Here is a 17,952-nt window from a genome sequence, read left to right as displayed (position 1 = left end):
TTATTATATTTGCCTTAACAGCGTTCTGGAAAGCCTGGCCACCGGAACAGATTAATTACCTAAATACCAGCATATGGTATAGAATTAGCTTCACCGCTAAAGGTGGTGTTGCACCAAGAAAAGAACTGATATAATTTACATAGTTTGCAAAGAGAACGGTTATGCATGCCATAACCGTTCTCTTTGTTTTTGTGTTTTAAACAAGAAGAATAGAGTATGAGCAAATTATCTTATTACACTGCAGAGGGTTTACAGAAACTGAAAGAAGAGTTACAGGAGCTTAAAACGAAAGGCCGTTCAGAAGTGGCACGCCAACTGGCCGAAGCCCGTGACAAAGGTGACTTAAGTGAGAATGCGGAATACGATGCTGCCAAAGATGCACAAGGCCACCTGGAGCTGAAGATTGCCAAACTGGAAGAAGTGGTAGGTAACGCCCGCCTGATAGATGAGTCTGGTCTGGACACCAGCAAGGCACTGATACTTTCTAAAGTAAAGATCAAAAACCTGAAGAACAATATGGTAGTAGATTATACTTTAGTAGCTGAAGAAGAGGCGGACTTGGCTTCAGGTAAAATTTCTGTTAAATCTCCGATCGGTAAAGGTCTGTTGGGCAAATCCGTTGGAGAGGTTGCTGAAATTACAGTGCCTGCCGGTAAGCTACAGTTTGAAATTTTAGAAATAAGCCGATAAAACTATGGAAGCTTCGATATTTACTAAGATCGTGAATGGTGAGATACCTGCTTACAAAATTGCAGAAGATGATCGCTACCTTGCCTTTCTGGATGTGTTCCCGACTACTCAGGGCCATACCTTAGTTATACCGAAGCAGCAGATAGACTACATCTTTGATCTGGATGATGAGATGTACCTGGGTTTAATGGCCTTTGCTAAAAAAGTAGCTGCTGCTATTGAAAAAGCTGTGCCGTGTAAGCGTGTAGGTATAGCTGTAGTTGGCCTGGAAGTACCACATGCGCATGTGCACCTTATCCCGCTAAACAGCATGCAGGACATGAACTTTGCCAACAAAAAGCAATTCAGTCAGCAGGAATTTGAAGAAACACTTGAAAAGATAAAGGCTACCTACCAAGGCTAAGCATAAAGTATCTAAGTATAGGTATCGCCGGAATGAAGTGTATTGCTTTGTTCCGGCGATTTTGTTTTACCTAGTTGTCTGAGTAAGTTTTACAGGATTAATGAATGAGCAGGACGTATGAAGATTTCGCAGCGTTCTTTAGCTCCTGCGAGGGTCTGACTTGTAGTTTTATAGTTGCTGCTTTTACACCCCTGTGACCTGCGGTCGTAAGTATCGAACTCCTATTCTCACTTGTCCCCAAGGGGACAGTTTTGCCTTAGCTATAGTTTGAACTATTGTTCTATAGTTTCAGACCATGAGCGGACAGGTCGCGACCTGTCCTAACAGAAATATATAGCAGGAAGAGCTAAGAGCTATAGTAACTCCAAACAACTATAACTTCTGCTATCGAAGTGATCACAGTCTTTGGGTTGAGCGCCTTGTAGATTTCCGGTACCGTCAGGTATTGCGAGGTACGAGCAAAGGAAATGTACACCGCGCGATGCCCGAAGACGGGGCCTCGCGGCCGTGAGCGCACCAAAGCAGAAGATGAAACTATAGGTGTGTAGAGCTTCCAGGATGAAGGGTGGCTATGAAAGGGTAGCTAGGGGCAAAGAACTATAAACCTCAACTATAGAACAATTAAGATTCCTCTGCTGACGCTCGGGATGACAAAATAGGAGAAAGTATAACCTAAAACGAAACCGAAAAGGGCAGCAAGTTTATACTTGCTGCCCTTTTCGGTTATAAAAGAGAACTATAATTTTGTCGTGTCTTGCTGTGCTGGTTGCTGACCATTCTGCTTCTCTTGCTCTTTTGCCTGCTTTTTGAAGAATCCGCGTAACAGGAAATTACTTTGCAGCGCTTCCATGTTCTGGTCAAACTTCTGGGTGCTGGTTTCCAGGTTTTGCATCGTGGTTTGAAGGTTGCGTGCAAACTCCTTATCCGTTAGAAGCACGCCTAATGCACTGTTTTGGTTATTTATATTGTTGCTGGCCTTCTGCAGGTTTTGTGTAAGGGTAGCTGCTGATGTAGTGGCCTGTTTAAGCTGTGTCATCGAAGCCTGTAACTGATTATATACAGTTGTGTCTGTCAGAAGCTCACTGGCCAGGCTGCCTGGTGTATTAAGTTGGGCTGTAAAACGGTTCAGGTCGTTTGAAGCACGCATGGTGTTCTGCGACACACGCTGCAGATTTGCTACCATTGCTCTAAAGTTTTGTGCCATAGCTGTATCGGTAAGTATAGCACCAATTGTTCCTTCGCCATTAACGAGTTTAGAAGAAAGCTGTTTAAAGTCGCCCGTAATAGCTACCAGGTTCTTGTTGTTCTGCTGCAGCGTTTCCATCAGGTCGTCGGTGTTCAGCGGGTTTACAGCGGTAATTCGGTCGCCATCTTCTATTACTGGAGCCTGTGGGCTTCCGCTTTCAATAATGATGTTCTTGTTACCTATAAAACTTTCAGAACTGATACGGGCAACAGCATCTTTGTGAATATACTGCTGCGCGTTCTTTTCAATGTTCATGATTACTTCTACCTGAGAGTCGCCGTAGAGATTGATCGTTTTGATAGTGCCGATCTTTACCCCGGAGAACCAGACGTTGTTACCTGTTTTAAGGCCAGCCACATCATCAAAAACGGCTTTAACAGCTACCGTACTAATGAAGCGCTTCTGCTGCCCGCCCAGCGTAAAAATACCTGCAATCAGTATTATAAGGGCAAGAAGTACGAAAATGCCAACTATAATAGAACGTTTATTATCTTCCGTGCTCATTATTCTGTAAAGTTGTAATTGTAAAAAGCTTTCACGCGCTCGTCTTGTGTATCAAAAACTTCATCAAAGGTACCTTGTCGCTGAAACTGGCCGTCCAGCAGCATCACGATGCGATCACCTACTGCTTTTGCACAGGTAAGGTCGTGGGTAATGATGATTGATGATGTATTGAAGCGTCGTTGTACTTCGTTAATTAAGTTATTTATGTCCTGACTTGTTATCGGGTCCAGTCCTGCGGTGGGCTCATCGTAGAGCATGATCTCCGGGCGTAGTATAAGTGTACGGGCTATACCAATACGCTTGCGCTGGCCACCTGATAGCTCAGAAGGCATTTGGTTTATAGTTTGTGATAATCCTACAGCTTCCAGAACGATATCAATAATACGTTTCCGGTCGCGTGCTGTCATTTCTGTGGAGTGTCGGATCAGCGGGAATTCCAGGTTCTCCTTCACTGTCATACTATCATAAAGGGCGCTGTTCTGGAACGAAAAACCGATCTTCAGGCGTAGCGCATCCAGTTGTTTCGGCGTAAGCTTATTTACTTCCTGGCCCAGCACATTTACATAGCCACTGTCAGGGCGCAACAAACCCGAAATAATTTTGATCAGAACAGATTTACCTGTACCGGAACGACCAAGAACCACAAGGTTTTCACCTTTATAAAGATCCAGGTCTACTCCTCTTAAAACTTCATAATCATCAAAGGCTTTTGTAAGACCTTTAATGGTAATTACTTTCTCGTTCGGATCTATCTTAGAGTTTGGTTTCTTCATCAGTTGCAGCAATTACATTACACGAATAGCATTAATGATCTGCATGGTCAGCAATTCCTCAATAAAAATAAGGAACATAGCAGTAACCACTGATGAGTTGGCCGCTTTACCCACTCCTTCGGTACCTTTAGAAGAATGATATCCTTTATAGCAACCTACCATCCCGATTGTAAAACCAAACAAAACAGATTTTACAGATGATGCAATAATGTCCAGGAAGGTGATAGCATCGAAAACCTGCGTGAAGAAAGTGGTAAGCGTAGTAAGCTCATTTTGATGCACGTTTACATAACCCCCTAAAAGCGCTACTAATGTTGTGTACATCGTCAGGGCCGGTATCATAAGCGTTGTAGCTAATACGCGGCTAACAACCAGGAACTTATAAGGGTTAGTGGCCGAAACCTCCATGGCATCAATCTGTTCGGTAACGCGCATAGAGCCTAACTCAGCCCCTATACTTGAACCAACCTTGCCAGATGCAATAATGGCAGTAACAAGCGGGCCCATGGCACGCACAATCGCTACCGAAATAAGGGCAGGTAGCAGCGAAGTAGCTCCAAAATCAGCAAGTGATGGGCGCGACTGGTTTGTAAATACTATACCTATAATAAAAGCAGTAATTGTAATAAGCGGAAGCGATTTTACTCCAACCTCATAACACTGCTTTATGATCTCTCTTAATTCGTAAGGAGGGAAAAAGACTTCGCGAAAAAACCGTGAAACGAAAGCATAAATCTGGTAGATTTCCAGAAACAGGCGGTCTAACCTTTTGGTAATAATGTATTTACGGCGACGTGTAGGGTTTTTATCTCTGTTACTATAATCCATTGGCTATCTGCTGGTGCCGAATTTTGCTCAAGTTTACTACAAAAATGTGAATTTGGGGCAGTTGTTTTACAATTAACTCATCTTACGTGAGACTCACTGAAAAGGCAAAGGTAACCCAAAAGCTTTTTTATGCCTAACGTATCAACGGTTATATAGTATATTCCGGATAAAGTAAAGTTTAATTAGTGATTTATACTTTTCGCTGTCAAGCTATACTTCCATTTATACTTACATCCTGGAAGCTTTACTTGCCTATAGTTGCCATAGATAACTTTGGTGCGCTCACGGCCGCGAGGCCCCGCCTTCGGGCATCACGCGGTGTACATTTCCTTTGCTCGTACCTCGCAATGCCTTTAGGCACCGGAAATCTATAAGGCGCTCCACCCAAAGACTGAAATCACTTCGATAGCTATAGTTCTTATAGTTTGAGATGCTATAGTTGCATAGCTTTTCCATCAATGTATTTCCGTAGGGACAGGTCGCGACCAGTCCGCTCATAGGCTGCAACTATAAATCTATAGTTTAACTTTAGCAATGACAGAATTGTCCCCTTGAGGGGACTAGAGGGGTGTTTTACCACAATAGTCTGAACTATAGCAGTAGCAGAAAAACTCCCCGCCTTAGATAAGGAGGGGTTGGGGTGGTTGGATAACATCAGCTATAAAACTAAACAGACGTTCGCACGAGCTCCGCTTGCTACAAGGAAAGACAAGTTCAGTCCATCAATCAAATCCAATTAATCTGTGGTGCAGACAAAAGTTTACTTCGATACGACTCTGTCCGGGTTATCTGTTAAAAAGCCTTTCCAGGATTTAGCACCGGATTTAGCATTATTACCTTTCTGATAATGATGGCAGAGCGCAACCGACAAAGCATCCGTCGCATCAAACATCTTAGGGTCTGGCTCAATTTTCAGGATCTGCACAAGCATGCTGGCAACCTGCTCTTTAGAGGCATTACCATTTCCGGTTACTGATTGCTTTACTTTTTTAGGGGCATACTCTACGTAGGGGATATCACGGGAGAGGGCGGCTGCAATGGCAACTCCCTGGGCGCGACCCAGTTTGAGCATACTCTGCACGTTCACACCAAAGAAAGGAGACTCGATGGCCAGCTCGTCGGGCAGGTATTCGTCGATGAGCTGTATCATGCGGTCGAAAATTTTCTTTAACTTGATGGCGTGGTTGCTGTAGCTTTTCAGGTGAATAACGCCATACTGCACTACCTTTACTTTAGAACCGGTAACTTCGATAAGGCCATAACCCATAACCTGGGTGCCGGGGTCAATACCAAGAATAAGTTTGTTGGGCGGAAGCGCAGAAGAGTAAACCATAAGGCTACAAAAATAAGACAATATCTTGAACATTGCTGCTAACAGAAGGTTCCTTTTGCTCTCCGGTAAATTGCTGGTGGTAGCGCTCACACTTTATCTTTTGTGGCAGGCCATTTTTACAGCACCCGATACCTTCCTGAACTGGCAAACCATACTTCATAATACCCTGGCAAGTCCGTACCGTTGGCTGTTTATAGTTACTGCTATACTTATACCCCTGAACTGGGGCTTCGAAGCTAAAAAGTGGCAGCTGCTGGGGCAGAAACTGGAACCCATCTCCTTTTTGCGTGCATACAGGGCTGTTATGGTTGGCTTAACTTTAGGCTTTATCACTCCAAACAGAATAGGAGATTATGCCGGCCGTGTACTTGAATTAAAAAGTAAGCAACGCCTAGATGCCATTGGAGCTATTTTCATTGGCAGGTTTTGCCAGTTGGTAGCTACCGTTATAGTTGGCTCTGTTGGCTTGCTATACTTTATAGTTGGTTTCTTTTGGGCAGATTATCCGGGTGTTTCGCTGAGTCTGGTGTTCCTGTTAACTGCCATCTCTGCTGCTATGCTGCTGCTTTTATATAATGCACAGGCTATGGTGGCTGTAATTTCTGCTGTTAAACCTTTGCGGAAGTTGGTTGGGTATGTAGCTATTATGGGGCGTTATACTTCTGCCGAAATTTCAAAAGTGCTTTTTCTATCCCTGGGGCGATATATTGTGTTCCTGTTGCAGTTTATACTTCTGCTGATATTATTTGATGTGAAACTGAGCGTTTTGCAATATGTATGTGGTGTGGCCGGTACGTTCTTTATAAAATCTATAGTTCCGTCGGTCAGTTTACTCTCTGATCTGGGTGTGCGGGAGTTGTCGGCGATGTACTTGTTTGGGTTGCTGGGGCAGGAGCGGTTGCAGGTGCTGAGCGCGAGCCTGAGCTTGTGGTTGCTGAATATTGCAGTGCCGAGCGTGCTGGGTTTATACTTTGTGCTGCGCCTGCGCTTTTTCAGGAAGGGAGTAACTGCATGATTTGGGAGCTATTTATACTTGTAGTTATGGTTTCGTTGGTGGCCTATAGCTGGGTTATACTTCGCAGGTGGGCTGCCTGGGCAAAATTACCGAATGTAACTGTACCGGCAGGCTGGACGCCAACTACAAAACTCTCCGTTATCATTCCGGTACGTAACGAAGCAACTCACATCTTACACTTGCTGCAGGATTTTGAAAATCAAACTTATCCTAAAAGTCTTTTCGAAGTTATATTTGTAGACGATCATTCCGAAGACGAGACTCTATCTATAGTTGAGCAATTCAGACATACGTCAGCTTTAACTATAAAATGTGTTAAGTTGATTAATTATGTTAAGTATAGCGGCAAAAAGGCTGCCGTCCAAAAAGGAGTGGAGCTGGCAGAAGGCGATGTTCTCGTTTTTACCGATGGCGATTGCCGCGTACAACCTGAATGGCTGCAACTGTTTGCTTATACTTACCAGGCACATCAGCCTTTGCTAATTAGTGGTCCTGTTAGTTTTAAAAATACCAATTCGTTGCTGGAACGGATGCAGCTGGTAGAGTTTGCCAGTTTGATAGGGATTGGTGGGGCATCGATAGGACTGGGCAAACCAAACATGTGCAATGGTGCTAACCTGGCTTATACCAAACAGGCTTTTGAAGAAGTAAACGGCTTTGCTGGCAATGAAACTATAGCAAGCGGCGACGACGAATTTTTGCTGCACAAGATCCATAAGCAGTTTCCGGGCAAAACCTTTTTTCTGAAACATAAAAACGCTGTTGTATACACCGAAGCATGCAAATCCATCTCTAGTTTCCTGAGCCAGCGCATCAGGTGGGCAAGTAAGTGGCGGGCGTATCAGGATCTGAATGTAAAACTTCTGGCGCTTATCGTTTTTATGGTTAATCTGCTACTTTTTGTGGTGTTATTAATGGCGATAGTCGGGAAAATGCCAGCGTTGGTATTTATTGGGGCTATAATTGCCAAGTTCGCCGTAGATTTCTTATTTTTATCTCGGATACTGGAGTTTTTGGGGCGGAAGAAGTACATCTGGTACATGCTGCCGCTGCAATTGGTATACATCCCGTACGTAGTGGTAACAGCAATTTTGGGCCTCTCCGGGCGCTATACCTGGAAAGGAAGAACCATACACAACCGATGACAGAAAACGAATTCGATATACTTGACGAACTATACTTTGTAGTATCTTACCCAGACCTTCGCAGCACGCTTTCGCTTTCTGATGAAGAGCTTTGCCAGGGGCTTCGTTCTCTGTTAGAGAAAGGTTATATCCGCATTATGTACCCAGACCAGGATACAGAGCATGATTATAATGCTGAAAACTTCGGGAGGCACTGCCATGAGTATTTTTACCTTGCTACCAAAGCAGGCTTAGTAGTACATAACTCAATTTAGATGGCCGTACTACAACAAAATAAAGCTGCTACCCGTCCGCCTTCCTATTACATCAGGCAACGCCTTGTGCAGAACAAACCTGCTATGGTGGGGCTTGGCATTATTGTGCTAGCTATACTTGTAGCTATACTTGGTTATGCCATTATGCCTGATAGCACACCAAATGCAAACAACGGCATCGTGCAGATCCAGAAAAAGAATCCAGGCTTCGCTACACAGGTGCTGCGCATTGCCAGCCCAACCCCTGCCGCCGCTGTAAACCCAATTGAGTTTATACTTTCCGGAGCGCCTGAGGATTACACCGAAATCCCTATCGAAAGCTATACTTTTAAAGGTGACAGCTTGCAGGTGCAGCCGCTTCGCAGCAACAACGCCCTGGCCGACCAACCCCGAACGTTCGCATTAAAAGAGATCATAGCTGATCCTGAGAACTATACTGCAGGTTCAGAAATGCAGCAGATTATACAGGATAAATACATCCAAAACAAAACCTATTGGTTAGGTACTGATAAGGCGGGGCGTGATGTACTTAGCAGGCTTATACTTGGTACGCGTATTTCGCTGGGTATCGGATTTGTAGCAGTCCTAATATCGTTATTTGTTGGTATTGTGGTTGGCGCTGCAGGAGGCTACTTTGGCGGCCGGGTTGATAAACTGATGACTTTCCTGATGACGGTGGTATGGTCGGTGCCAAGCATTATGCTGGTAATTGCCATCAGCCTTGCCCTGGATAGTAAAGGCGTGTGGGTGGCATTTGTGGCGGTTGGTTTAACCATGTGGGTAGAAGTTGCGCGGGTTGTTCGCGGGCAGATCTTAGGCCTTAAAGAAAAGACTTACATTGAAGCTGCTCAGGTACTGGGTGTTCCGGAAAAAATGATTATATTCCGTCATCTGCTGCCAAACATGATAGGGCCCTTAATCGTTATTGCCACAGCAAACTTTGCCTCGGCAATACTTATTGAAGCAGGTCTGAGCTTTCTGGGGCTGGGTGTACAACCACCGGCTCCGAGTTGGGGCATGATGGTGAATGAAGGTTTTCAGCTGATAGGAGCGAAGGCTGGTTTGTATTTAGTTCTTTTACCGAGTCTATGCATAAGTATACTGGTGCTGGCATTTAACCTGCTGGGCAACGGCTTACGCGATGCATATGATCCGAAAATACCCTTAACCAATGGCTGAAAGTAGCACACCAAATATACAACAGGAACTCAATCTCAAAAAACTGGAGCTGTCAGCGCTGCTGGAGATCACGCAGGCTATCAACGATAACCTGCCTGAGGCCGCTTTGTATAAAATTTACCGTTTTACACTGCTTGCACAACTTCAGATTAGCCGGTTAGTACTCTATGTGCACGACGAAGAGTGGGAATGTAAAGCGGATTTTGGTACACAGCAGGATTTTAAAAAGCAGGATTTGCCAGAAGCTATCACCTCGCTGAAGGAGATCACATATACTTCAAAACTACAGGTTGATAAGAAGTGGCGTGCCTTTGAGATCGTGATTCCTGTACTGCATAACGGTAAAGTACTAGCTTTTGTGATGATAGGAAAGATACAGCCTTACTATACTAACGTGGAGGCCCTGAACTTTGTGCAGACGGTGAGTAATATTATGCTTGTTGCTATCGAAAACCATAAAATGGCCCGCCAGCGACTTGCCCAGGAATCTATCCGTCGTGAGATAGAGATTGCCCGGGAAGTGCAGGCAATGCTGTTCCCGAAATCTCTGCCAAACGATAAGGACATTGCCATACATGCCAGTTATATTCCACACTCGTCTATAGGCGGAGATTATTATGATTATATCGAAATTGACCAGGATCAGGTCCTGTTTTGTGTGGCGGATGTATCGGGTAAAGGCGTACCTGCCTCGTTGCTGATGTCAAACTTTCAGGCAGGCTTACGCACTATACTTCGCCAGACATCGGACCTCAACACTGTAGTTGCCGAACTGAATAACCTGATTTACCGGAATGCGATTGCGGAGAAGTTTATCACTACTTTCCTGGCACTTTATAACCGGAAGACACGTGAAATGTGTTATGTAAATGCCGGGCATAACTCGCCAATCCTGCTTTTCGAAAACAATACGCATCAACTTTTAAACGAAGGCTGCACTATGTTGGGCGCTTTTGATGTGCTGCCTTTTATGTCGGTTACCCGCATTCAAGTTCCTGAAAACTCAATGCTGTTGTGCTATACCGATGGTCTGACAGAAGTTTTTGACGAAGATGATTCGGAGTTTGGTATTGAACGCACTATAAATTTCCTGCAGACGCACCGTTTCCTGAGCTCTAAAATGCTGCACCTGCAACTGCTCCGCGAGATAAACCTCTACAACGAAGACGCTACCCTGAATGATGACATCACGTTGTTATCCTGCAGGTTTAAATAGTTTTCCAGATTTGGAGATTTGAAGATGTGTAAATTTGAAAATAAATGGAAAGAGTAATTTTTAGTTCTGTTTCATCAGTTTTTAAGTTGCCAGCTTTCTGAAGTTAAAATCTCCAAATCCCCACATCTTCAAATATTCAAATTAACGAAGTGCTCCGCCTTTTTAAAACGCCTTACCTGATGAAAAAACTGCTGCCTGGCTATACCTGGCATCGTGAGCCTACAGGTAATAAGCTATACCTGACCTTTGATGATGGCCCCATTCCGGAGGTTACGACGTTTGTGCTGGAGCAACTCGCAAAGTATAATGCAAAGGCTACGTTCTTTTGCGTAGGCGATAACCTGGAGAAACACGCGGATATAGCACAGCAGGTATTAGCAGGCGGACATAAACTATGCAACCATACTTATAACCACCTGAAGGGCTGGCAAACTTCGCTGGACTTATACCTGCAGAACGTACAGCAGTGCCAGGAGGCGCTAAATAAAATAAACCCTGTTGAAGTAGGGGAGAGGTTATTGTTCAGGCCACCATACGGGCGCATTACATCGGCACAGGCAAAAGCTTTACGCCCCCTGTATGAGCTAATCATGTGGGATGTGTTGACGAATGATTATGACGCCACACTTGCGCCTGAAGAATGCCTGAAGCAAAGTATAGGCAAAACCCAAAGTGGTAGCATCATCGTATTCCACGACAGCCTGAAAGCGGAACGAAATATGAGGTATGCCCTTCCACGTTTTCTGGAGCATTTCACCGGGTTGGGTTATACTTTCGAGACTTTATGATCGTATCGGTCATCTACTTTATAGTTTACTTCTCAATTTTTCTGGCACTGCTGGGCCTGCTGCTTTTTAACCGCAGGCGCTATACTCTTACACTTACTGAAGAACCCCGCATCAGCATCCTGATAGCTGCACGTAACGAAGAGCATACTATTATGCGTTGCCTTCTGGCTATAGATGCACTCAATTACCCAAAAAATAAGATAGAAGTGTTAATCGGGAACGACGCTTCTACCGACAGAACACGCCTTGTTATTGAAGGGTTTATAAAGGATAAGCCGAACTATAGCTGCATTGATATTACAGGAAACATAGGTAATGCGCGGGGTAAGGCTAATGTACTGGCACACCTGGCAAAACACGCCACAACCGACTATTACTTTTACACTGATGCCGATATCGCTGTTCCAGAAACCTGGGTGCAGGCCATGCTTTCTGAAATGAAGGAAAATGTAGGTGTAGTAACAGGCATCACAACTATAACAGGTAATCACTTTTTCCATAAAATGCAGGCCCTGGATTGGCTGTATGCGCTGGGGCTGATGCAGGTGGTATCAGATATTGGATTACCAGTCTCAACGATGGGGAACAACATGCTGCTTCGCAGGCAGGCGTATGAATCAGTTGGAGGTTTTGAAAGTATAAGATTCTCCATAACCGAAGACATTGCCATCTTTAATGAGATATTGAACAAAGGCTGGAGTTTCAGCAACATCTATACCCGCCATACACTTGCCTTCTCGTTGCCGGCTGCCAGCCTGGGGCAATACATGCACCAGCGCAAACGCTGGATGAGTGGCTCCATGCACCTGCCGTTATACATGGCTATTATACTTATACTGCACTCAGCTTATTACCCGGTGCTTATCCCGTTCTTTGCTTATACTTCGGTGGGGGTAATGGGTGCCATCTTTACGCTGAAAATGTTATTCCAGAGCTTGTTCGTGCACATCTGCCTGCGCCGTCTGAACCTTGCAGTGCCCTGGCTTTACTACCTGCTTTTCGAGCTGTACCTGGTCGTATCATCCGTCATTCTCATCATCTACTTCTTTCTACCAGTCAAAACCATCTGGAAGGGGAGGAAATATTAAGAGAGTTACGAATTACGAATTCATCTCCTTAAACAACAATCAACAATTAACAATCAGCAATTTAACTTAACTTGCAGCTTTAAACTATAGTGCCACATTGGTTACTGATCACTGTTAACTGATAATTGAATGTTGAAATTAGTTGATTCGCACGCACATATTTACTCAGAAGAGTTTAAGGATGATCTGGTAGATGCTGTGGCAAGGGCTACCGAGGCAGGTATAGAGAAGATCTACATGCCCAACATCGACCATACCTCTATTGATGCGATGCTGGAAGCTGAGGCTGCTTTTCCGGGACAATGTATTTCGATGATGGGCCTGCACCCGGCTTATGTGAAGAAGGATTTTGAGCGTGAGCTATACTTAGTGGAAGAGTGGCTGAACAAGCGCCCTTTTGCAGCAGTTGGTGAATGTGGTATCGACCTGTATTGGGATAAAACATTTTTTTCGGAGCAGCAGGAAGCCCTGAAAGTGCAGCTCGAATTGGCCAAGAAGCACAACCTGCCTATAGTACTGCACACCCGCGAGTCTTTTAATGAAACCTATGAACTGGTTGCTGCTGCCCAGGATGGTACACTGAGAGGTATTTTCCATTGCTTTTCGGGTACTGTAGAGCAGACGGCTAAAGTAAAAGAACTAAACTTTTTAATGGGCATAGGAGGTGTAGCTACTTTCAAGAATGGCGGACTTGATAAAGTGTTGCCACATGTTGCCCTGGAAGACCTGGTACTGGAAACTGATTGCCCTTACCTGGCGCCGGTGCCTCACCGTGGCAAACGCAACGAGCCTGCTTACATTCCGCTGGTACTGAAACGGATGGCTGAGCTGATGCAGAAAACCGAAGAAGAAGTTGCCAGCACCACTACCCAAAACGCCCTGAACCTGTTTAAACTATAACCATGCAAACGGTAAAAGTACACATCGATACCGCAGCCCCAGACGACCCGGAAGCATCTATACTTATTATTTATACAGGTGGTACTGTAGGAATGGTGTTTGACGAAGAAGCGCAGCACCTGGTGCCCTTCAATTTTAACCAGATACTGGAGAAAGTGCCGGAGCTGAAGCAGTTCAATTACCTGCTCACCGTTATCAGCATTGAGCCTGTTATAGATTCCTCAAACATAACTATAGCTGACTGGCTGATGCTGGCAAAGCTGATAGAAGAGAACTATGATAACTACGATGGCTTTGTGGTGCTGCACGGTACCGATACTATGGGCTATAGTGCATCGGCGTTGAGTTATTTGCTGGAGAACCTGCAGAAACCAGTAATCTTTACAGGAGCCCAAGTGCCGATCGGTCTTATCAGAACTGATGCCCGCGAGAACCTGATCACAGCGTTGCAGATAGCCGGCAGCAAGGCGCACGTGCGTTGCCGTGTGCCGGAAGTAAGTATCTTCTTCCATAACCTGCTGTTGCGCGGTAACAGAGCTAAAAAAGTAGAGAGCAGCCATTTCGACGCCTTTAAATCAGAGAACTATCCTCCATTGGCAGAAGCCGGTATAGACATCGACTTTTATGATGAGAACATCCTGCCCTGCCCGCTTCAACCACTAAAAGTGCATCACAACCTGGAGCCTCATGTAGTTATACTTAAACTTTTTCCGGGTATAACTGAGCAGGTAGTAAAGAGTATACTTCTGGCACCGGATGTTAAAGGTGTAGTATTGGAAACTTTTGGTTCAGGCAATGCGCCTACCTCAACCTGGTTCCTGAATCTGCTTAAAGAAACAATTGACCGGGGTGTGTTTATACTTAATGTCAGTCAATGTGACGAAGGTCGTGTGGATCAAGGCCGCTACGAAACAAGCAAATACCTGCTGAATATGGGAGTGATTGGCGGCGCTGATATTACTACCGAAGCAGCAATTACAAAACTGATGTTCGTGCTGGGACAGAATTTACCCAGAGAGGAAACTATAAAATTGCTTTCTGAGAACCTGCGCGGAGAAGTTACTATTTAAGCAGGAAGCAGGAACCTTCAATTTGCAAGTATAGATATTAATAGTGTATCTTTGCACATAATTAGAGAGCTGTCCGAGTGGTCGAAGGAGCACGCCTGGAAAGTGTGTATACCCCACAAGGGTATCAAGGGTTCGAATCCCTTGCTCTCTGCATAATTAAAAGCCCTGACCATGATAATTGGTCAGGGCTTTTTTCATATTAGTTGATACTGCGGAGAAGTAAATCTCTGTAGCTAAGACAAATAATTTAAAAATAGCAGAAAATACTTTACGCAATAATATATATTCAGGTTTTAATACAAGTATTTACTGTAACAGATGCGTATTAGTGTTTTATGATCTTGCAGCACGCGTTAATCTCCGAAACGGTTACAACCGACCAATCGCTTTATAGCATACGGTACAGCGAACCTCTAAGTTTAGTTGAAATCACCTGGAATGGGTTAGTTACTTCTCAGGGCTTACAAGCGGCCCTCACGCATTTAATAGAAGTGATAGAAGACAAGCAACCTCGTTACCTTTTGGCTGATACTCGCCGTTTAAACAGCCTTGGTACTGAAGATCATAATTGGGTAAAACATTCGTTTTTGCCTGCATTAAGCACATCATCTATAGTTAAGTTTGCCCGTATTACCGAACCCGACGTGTTTACTCATGCTATTATCGATAGCTTGTTAAGCTATGTGCAGGGCGAAGAATATTTCGGATGTATTATGCGTTCCTTTAACGATCGTGAAGCTGCCTTAGATTGGCTGTATGCAACTATATAAAGAACAAAAGCCCTGCAGCGGCAACTACAGGGCTTATTGTTTAACACAAACAACCAACAACTAATTTTAATTACTTCTAAGGCTAACTATATAAAGGAATTTATAAACGCAAAAATGTCTGCTGGCTATAGCAATGCGAGAATTCAGTAACGCCTACAAAATAGCCCCCAATAAAGATTCCGGCTCCATTACTCACTGCCTGTTCGCAGGCATAATAATCCACAACACCACCATCTATAGTGGCATATTCCATTAGGTCATCAGATGATAAACCACCGTTGAATGATGCAGGTGAAACTGACCGGCTTAAGCTATCAGATTCCTTCAGGATGCTATAAGTTGAGTTCATGCAGCGAGTAACTAAGTTTGATTGAAACAATATTACCTATTTACTATACTACAGAACAGGAAATCTAATAATAGATATTAACTAGGGTATTTTAAATATTAAATTGTGTTTAACTTGATATGTGATTTGCAGCTTAAGCTGTAGTGTCACGTAGTTAAGGTTTTGTAGGTTTGTAGAGGTGGGAGTAAAGCAATTTTTTAAACGGATATCTTGTAAAGAAGAGGTGGAAAGTAACATTTATGACCTCTGTCTTTCCTGTGTTATACGCACCAGATAATAGCTGCAAATCTGCAAAGCAAGCACTGTAATACTTAACAAACCACCCGGAAATGCCACCAGCCACCACGCAGAAAGGTTAGAACGTATACCCGCAATTGTTCTGCCCCAACTTGGAAAAGTAGCTGGCAGGCCAATTCCTAAGAAGGATAAGGTTGATTCTATCGCTAGTAACCCACTCGTTCCAAAGATGAATGCCACCACTATAGGACTGATCATATTTGGAATCCCTTCATTTATAATTATGCGTCTAGGCTTCATGCCTATACTTACAGCTGCTTCCATGTATGGTAATTGCCGGATACGTAACATTTCGGCACGCGCAAGCCTGGCAGTAACAGTCCAGTAGGTGCAAATAAAAATAATTGAAAGTAACAGCACCGAAGGAGGAGCAAAGGCAGATACACTTATCAGGATCAGAAGCTTTGGCAGACTGGTTACAAGTTCTATTGTGCGAAGTATAAAACTATCTATAGGAAAGGTAAGCTGTTTCTGAAAGAAGGAGAGCTGAGATAGGAGAGGTCGTAACAAAAGCCAAAACGATAGGATTATAATTGCCCCCATTCCCACAGAAGTATAAGTTACAGAAGTAGGCAGGTCTCGGCCTGAAACCTGAAGAGGTAAGTATAGCAGATAGTATATTGCTACAAATACCGAGCAAAGGATTACAAGAAATGAACTACGCTTAAGCTGTAATTTATAGTTGCCAAAGTACCCTGCAACAGCGCCTATAGTTGTGCCTAGCAAAGACGAAATAAGCATTACTGGAATAGCTATCAATAGACCATTGCGTGCCCCATACAGTATATTAACTAATACATCTCTGCCTAGCTGGTCTGTGCCTAACCAATGCAACTGGCTGGTGAAAGGTTTAAGAAATGTATTCCCCAAGTCCATATGATTGGGAGTATACGCCAGTGGAAGTATAGGTAACGCTACAATTAGCAGGGTTAAGCCCGCAAGGTATAACATTGCCAACCGGAGCACCCAAATGCTGCGCCATAAGTATAAGATATCTTGCCAAAGTACTTTCATTTGGTATACCTTATTCTTGGGTCAGCAATTGAATAACAGATATCTGCCACCACATTAGAAAGCATTTTAGCTAAAGCTATTACCACTACAATACCAACAATAACCGGAAAGTCCCGGGCAAGCACGCTGGTTACGAGTAAGCGCCCGATACCAGGTATGGCAAAAATTACTTCTATCACCACAGTGCCTGCGACTAATGTCGGTAACATATCTGATAGAGTTGTGATGACTGGTAAAAGGGCGTTTCTTAAAGCATGATTTGTAACAACCTTGTAAGAGGAGAGCCCTTTTGCCCGGGCTGTCTTAATAAAATCAGCCTGCATTGTGCCTGCCAGAGAGCTGTAAACCTGGTTTGTAAGGTAGGGCAAGTAAGATAAAGTAAGGCAAAGTATAGGTAAAACCAGGTAAGGGAACTCAGAAAGAAGGGATGCCCACCAATGTTGTTCTGCAGCGGAAGTATAGCCTAAGCCAAAAGCAGGAAATAACTGCAAAGTATCTGGATTAGCAAAAAGCAACAATAACAGTAGAGCTAACACAAAGAAAGGAATGCTGTCAACTATAACCAGCGAGGGTAAAATAATACGCCGTAACTTACCTCCTTTGCCCAGCATTAAACCTGTACCTAAAAGGATAGCCAAAGCTACAGTAAGAGTTATACTTATGCCTAGCACCCAGATAGTATTACCGGCTGCCTCATAGATTAAACTGTTGACAGGTTGCGCCTTTACAAATGATTCTCCCAGGCTACCTTGTAGTACATCTGAGGCCCATAAATGATATTGGTTTTTGGTGCCATGCCACTCCAGGTCAGGTATAAGGTAACTATAGTTATGATCCGGATTAACAGAGATAGGCGCTAAACTGACATAGAAAACTGGTAGTTGCTGGTTAGTGCGCTCCAGTAGCTGCTGATATGATGCGTCGCGTTCTTGTTTAGATGCCTTGCTATAAAATTCTGCATCCGTTTGCAGTAGCTGCTGTTCGCCAAAGGTCCCGGGTAATATACGGCTGAAGAGGAAAATAACTGATGCCATAACCCAAAGTATAGGTATGGCAATAAAGAGCCGCTGAAATGTATAGCGCAGCATTA

General features: G+C 44.1%; 20 protein-coding genes and 1 tRNA gene. 13 read left to right on the top strand and 8 right to left on the bottom strand.

Annotated features, from left to right (window positions below; all coding sequences use genetic code 11):
- The first annotated feature begins 216 nt into the window (after window positions 1–216).
- Entirely contained in the window at window positions 217–690 is a 474-nt protein-coding gene (greA, locus tag MJ612_RS08285; protein ID WP_187033031.1) for a transcription elongation factor GreA, read from the top strand.
- A 4-nt stretch (window positions 691–694) separates the two neighbouring features.
- Window positions 695–1,093: an HIT family protein gene (locus tag MJ612_RS08280; protein ID WP_187033030.1), complete on the top strand. Its 399-nt coding sequence runs from the start codon at window positions 695–697 to the stop codon at window positions 1,091–1,093.
- 736 nt (window positions 1,094–1,829) lie between these two features.
- Here the strand turns inward: MJ612_RS08280 and MJ612_RS08275 are convergent.
- From MJ612_RS08275 to ruvC, 5 genes are all read right to left on the bottom strand, one after another.
- Window positions 1,830–2,843, bottom strand: coding sequence for an MlaD family protein (locus tag MJ612_RS08275; RefSeq protein WP_187033029.1), 1,014 nt, complete (start codon window positions 2,841–2,843; stop codon window positions 1,830–1,832).
- Entirely contained in the window at window positions 2,843–3,616 is a 774-nt protein-coding gene (locus MJ612_RS08270) for an ABC transporter ATP-binding protein (RefSeq protein WP_187033028.1), read from the bottom strand. Before MJ612_RS08270 ends, MJ612_RS08275 begins: the two co-directional genes overlap by 1 nt.
- A gap of 12 nt (window positions 3,617–3,628) precedes the next feature.
- On the bottom strand, window positions 3,629–4,444 hold the full coding sequence (locus MJ612_RS08265) for an MlaE family ABC transporter permease (RefSeq protein ID WP_187033027.1): 816 nt from the start codon (window positions 4,442–4,444) through the stop codon (window positions 3,629–3,631).
- Between the two features lie 282 nt (window positions 4,445–4,726).
- Window positions 4,727–4,942 (bottom strand): hypothetical protein, encoded by a 216-nt coding sequence (locus tag MJ612_RS08260; RefSeq protein ID WP_187033026.1) that lies wholly within the window; start codon window positions 4,940–4,942, stop codon window positions 4,727–4,729.
- Between the two features lie 262 nt (window positions 4,943–5,204).
- Window positions 5,205–5,777, bottom strand: coding sequence for a crossover junction endodeoxyribonuclease RuvC (gene ruvC / locus MJ612_RS08255; RefSeq protein WP_187033025.1), 573 nt, complete (start codon window positions 5,775–5,777; stop codon window positions 5,205–5,207).
- Between the two features lie 25 nt (window positions 5,778–5,802).
- Between ruvC and MJ612_RS08250 the strand changes: the two genes are divergently transcribed.
- The 11 genes from MJ612_RS08250 to MJ612_RS08200 all read left to right on the top strand — a co-directional run bounded on the left by MJ612_RS08250 (window position 5,803) and on the right by MJ612_RS08200 (window position 15,202).
- Window positions 5,803–6,792 carry a lysylphosphatidylglycerol synthase domain-containing protein gene (locus MJ612_RS08250; protein WP_187033024.1) on the top strand — a complete coding sequence of 330 codons (990 nt, stop codon included), beginning with the start codon at window positions 5,803–5,805 and terminating at the stop codon, window positions 6,790–6,792.
- On the top strand, window positions 6,789–7,937 hold the full coding sequence (locus MJ612_RS08245; protein ID WP_187033023.1) for a glycosyltransferase family 2 protein: 1,149 nt from the start codon (window positions 6,789–6,791) through the stop codon (window positions 7,935–7,937). The genes MJ612_RS08250 and MJ612_RS08245 overlap by 4 nt, the downstream gene beginning before the upstream one ends.
- Window positions 7,934–8,191 (top strand): hypothetical protein, encoded by a 258-nt coding sequence (locus tag MJ612_RS08240; RefSeq protein ID WP_187033022.1) that lies wholly within the window; start codon window positions 7,934–7,936, stop codon window positions 8,189–8,191. The genes MJ612_RS08245 and MJ612_RS08240 overlap by 4 nt, the downstream gene beginning before the upstream one ends.
- The gene (locus MJ612_RS08235; protein ID WP_187033021.1) at window positions 8,192–9,370 is read left to right on the top strand and encodes an ABC transporter permease; all 1,179 of its coding nucleotides are present in this window, start codon (window positions 8,192–8,194) and stop codon (window positions 9,368–9,370) included. It begins immediately after the preceding gene.
- Window positions 9,363–10,586, top strand: coding sequence for a GAF domain-containing SpoIIE family protein phosphatase (locus tag MJ612_RS08230; RefSeq protein WP_187033020.1), 1,224 nt, complete (start codon window positions 9,363–9,365; stop codon window positions 10,584–10,586). The genes MJ612_RS08235 and MJ612_RS08230 overlap by 8 nt, the downstream gene beginning before the upstream one ends.
- Window positions 10,587–10,765: 179 nt before the next feature.
- Complete coding sequence (locus MJ612_RS08225; protein WP_187033019.1) at window positions 10,766–11,374, top strand: polysaccharide deacetylase family protein; 609 nt, start codon at window positions 10,766–10,768, stop codon at window positions 11,372–11,374.
- The gene (locus tag MJ612_RS08220; protein WP_187033018.1) at window positions 11,371–12,462 is read left to right on the top strand and encodes a glycosyltransferase; all 1,092 of its coding nucleotides are present in this window, start codon (window positions 11,371–11,373) and stop codon (window positions 12,460–12,462) included. Before MJ612_RS08225 ends, MJ612_RS08220 begins: the two co-directional genes overlap by 4 nt.
- Window positions 12,463–12,591: 129 nt before the next feature.
- Window positions 12,592–13,362 (top strand): TatD family hydrolase, encoded by a 771-nt coding sequence (locus MJ612_RS08215; protein ID WP_187033017.1) that lies wholly within the window; start codon window positions 12,592–12,594, stop codon window positions 13,360–13,362.
- A 2-nt stretch (window positions 13,363–13,364) separates the two neighbouring features.
- Window positions 13,365–14,432, top strand: coding sequence for an asparaginase (locus MJ612_RS08210; RefSeq protein ID WP_187033016.1), 1,068 nt, complete (start codon window positions 13,365–13,367; stop codon window positions 14,430–14,432).
- A 63-nt stretch (window positions 14,433–14,495) separates the two neighbouring features.
- Window positions 14,496–14,583 (top strand) — tRNA-Ser (locus MJ612_RS08205).
- Window positions 14,584–14,767: 184 nt separating this feature from the next.
- Window positions 14,768–15,202: a SpoIIAA family protein gene (locus MJ612_RS08200; protein WP_187033015.1), complete on the top strand. Its 435-nt coding sequence runs from the start codon at window positions 14,768–14,770 to the stop codon at window positions 15,200–15,202.
- A gap of 100 nt (window positions 15,203–15,302) precedes the next feature.
- Here MJ612_RS08200 and MJ612_RS08195 read toward each other — a convergent pair whose 3' ends face one another.
- The 3 genes from MJ612_RS08195 to MJ612_RS08185 form a co-directional block, all read right to left on the bottom strand.
- Window positions 15,303–15,551: a hypothetical protein gene (locus MJ612_RS08195; protein WP_187033014.1), complete on the bottom strand. Its 249-nt coding sequence runs from the start codon at window positions 15,549–15,551 to the stop codon at window positions 15,303–15,305.
- A 237-nt stretch (window positions 15,552–15,788) separates the two neighbouring features.
- Window positions 15,789–16,862: an ABC transporter permease gene (locus MJ612_RS08190; protein ID WP_187033013.1), complete on the bottom strand. Its 1,074-nt coding sequence runs from the start codon at window positions 16,860–16,862 to the stop codon at window positions 15,789–15,791.
- Window positions 16,859–17,950 (bottom strand): ABC transporter permease, encoded by a 1,092-nt coding sequence (locus MJ612_RS08185; protein ID WP_187033012.1) that lies wholly within the window; start codon window positions 17,948–17,950, stop codon window positions 16,859–16,861. Before MJ612_RS08185 ends, MJ612_RS08190 begins: the two co-directional genes overlap by 4 nt.
- Window positions 17,951–17,952 lie beyond the last annotated feature (2 nt).

The organism is Pontibacter deserti, from assembly GCF_023630255.1.
Taxonomy (GTDB): Bacteria; Bacteroidota; Bacteroidia; order Cytophagales; family Hymenobacteraceae; genus Pontibacter; species Pontibacter deserti.
This window is presented reverse-complemented; position numbering and strand designations above follow the sequence as displayed.

Excerpts from the sequence above, each read along its gene's own strand:
- MJ612_RS08185 (WP_187033012.1), bottom strand. The coding sequence starts at position 17,950 with ATGCTGCGCTATACATTTCAGCGGCTCTTTATTGCCATACCTATACTT.
- MJ612_RS08215 (WP_187033017.1), top strand. The coding sequence starts at position 12,592 with ATGTTGAAATTAGTTGATTCGCACGCACATATTTACTCAGAAGAGTTT.
- MJ612_RS08265 (WP_187033027.1), bottom strand. The coding sequence starts at position 4,444 with ATGGATTATAGTAACAGAGATAAAAACCCTACACGTCGCCGTAAATAC.
- MJ612_RS08235 (WP_187033021.1), top strand. The coding sequence starts at position 8,192 with ATGGCCGTACTACAACAAAATAAAGCTGCTACCCGTCCGCCTTCCTAT.
- MJ612_RS08200 (WP_187033015.1), top strand. The coding sequence starts at position 14,768 with ATGATCTTGCAGCACGCGTTAATCTCCGAAACGGTTACAACCGACCAA.
- MJ612_RS08240 (WP_187033022.1), top strand. The coding sequence starts at position 7,934 with ATGACAGAAAACGAATTCGATATACTTGACGAACTATACTTTGTAGTA.
- MJ612_RS08280 (WP_187033030.1), top strand. The coding sequence starts at position 695 with ATGGAAGCTTCGATATTTACTAAGATCGTGAATGGTGAGATACCTGCT.
- MJ612_RS08220 (WP_187033018.1), top strand. The coding sequence starts at position 11,371 with ATGATCGTATCGGTCATCTACTTTATAGTTTACTTCTCAATTTTTCTG.
- MJ612_RS08190 (WP_187033013.1), bottom strand. The coding sequence starts at position 16,862 with ATGAAAGTACTTTGGCAAGATATCTTATACTTATGGCGCAGCATTTGG.
- greA (WP_187033031.1), top strand. The coding sequence starts at position 217 with ATGAGCAAATTATCTTATTACACTGCAGAGGGTTTACAGAAACTGAAA.
- MJ612_RS08225 (WP_187033019.1), top strand. The coding sequence starts at position 10,766 with ATGAAAAAACTGCTGCCTGGCTATACCTGGCATCGTGAGCCTACAGGT.
- MJ612_RS08195 (WP_187033014.1), bottom strand. The coding sequence starts at position 15,551 with ATGAACTCAACTTATAGCATCCTGAAGGAATCTGATAGCTTAAGCCGG.
- MJ612_RS08270 (WP_187033028.1), bottom strand. The coding sequence starts at position 3,616 with ATGAAGAAACCAAACTCTAAGATAGATCCGAACGAGAAAGTAATTACC.
- MJ612_RS08275 (WP_187033029.1), bottom strand. The coding sequence starts at position 2,843 with ATGAGCACGGAAGATAATAAACGTTCTATTATAGTTGGCATTTTCGTA.
- MJ612_RS08230 (WP_187033020.1), top strand. The coding sequence starts at position 9,363 with ATGGCTGAAAGTAGCACACCAAATATACAACAGGAACTCAATCTCAAA.
- MJ612_RS08210 (WP_187033016.1), top strand. The coding sequence starts at position 13,365 with ATGCAAACGGTAAAAGTACACATCGATACCGCAGCCCCAGACGACCCG.
- MJ612_RS08260 (WP_187033026.1), bottom strand. The coding sequence starts at position 4,942 with ATGAGCGGACTGGTCGCGACCTGTCCCTACGGAAATACATTGATGGAA.
- MJ612_RS08245 (WP_187033023.1), top strand. The coding sequence starts at position 6,789 with ATGATTTGGGAGCTATTTATACTTGTAGTTATGGTTTCGTTGGTGGCC.
- ruvC (WP_187033025.1), bottom strand. The coding sequence starts at position 5,777 with ATGGTTTACTCTTCTGCGCTTCCGCCCAACAAACTTATTCTTGGTATT.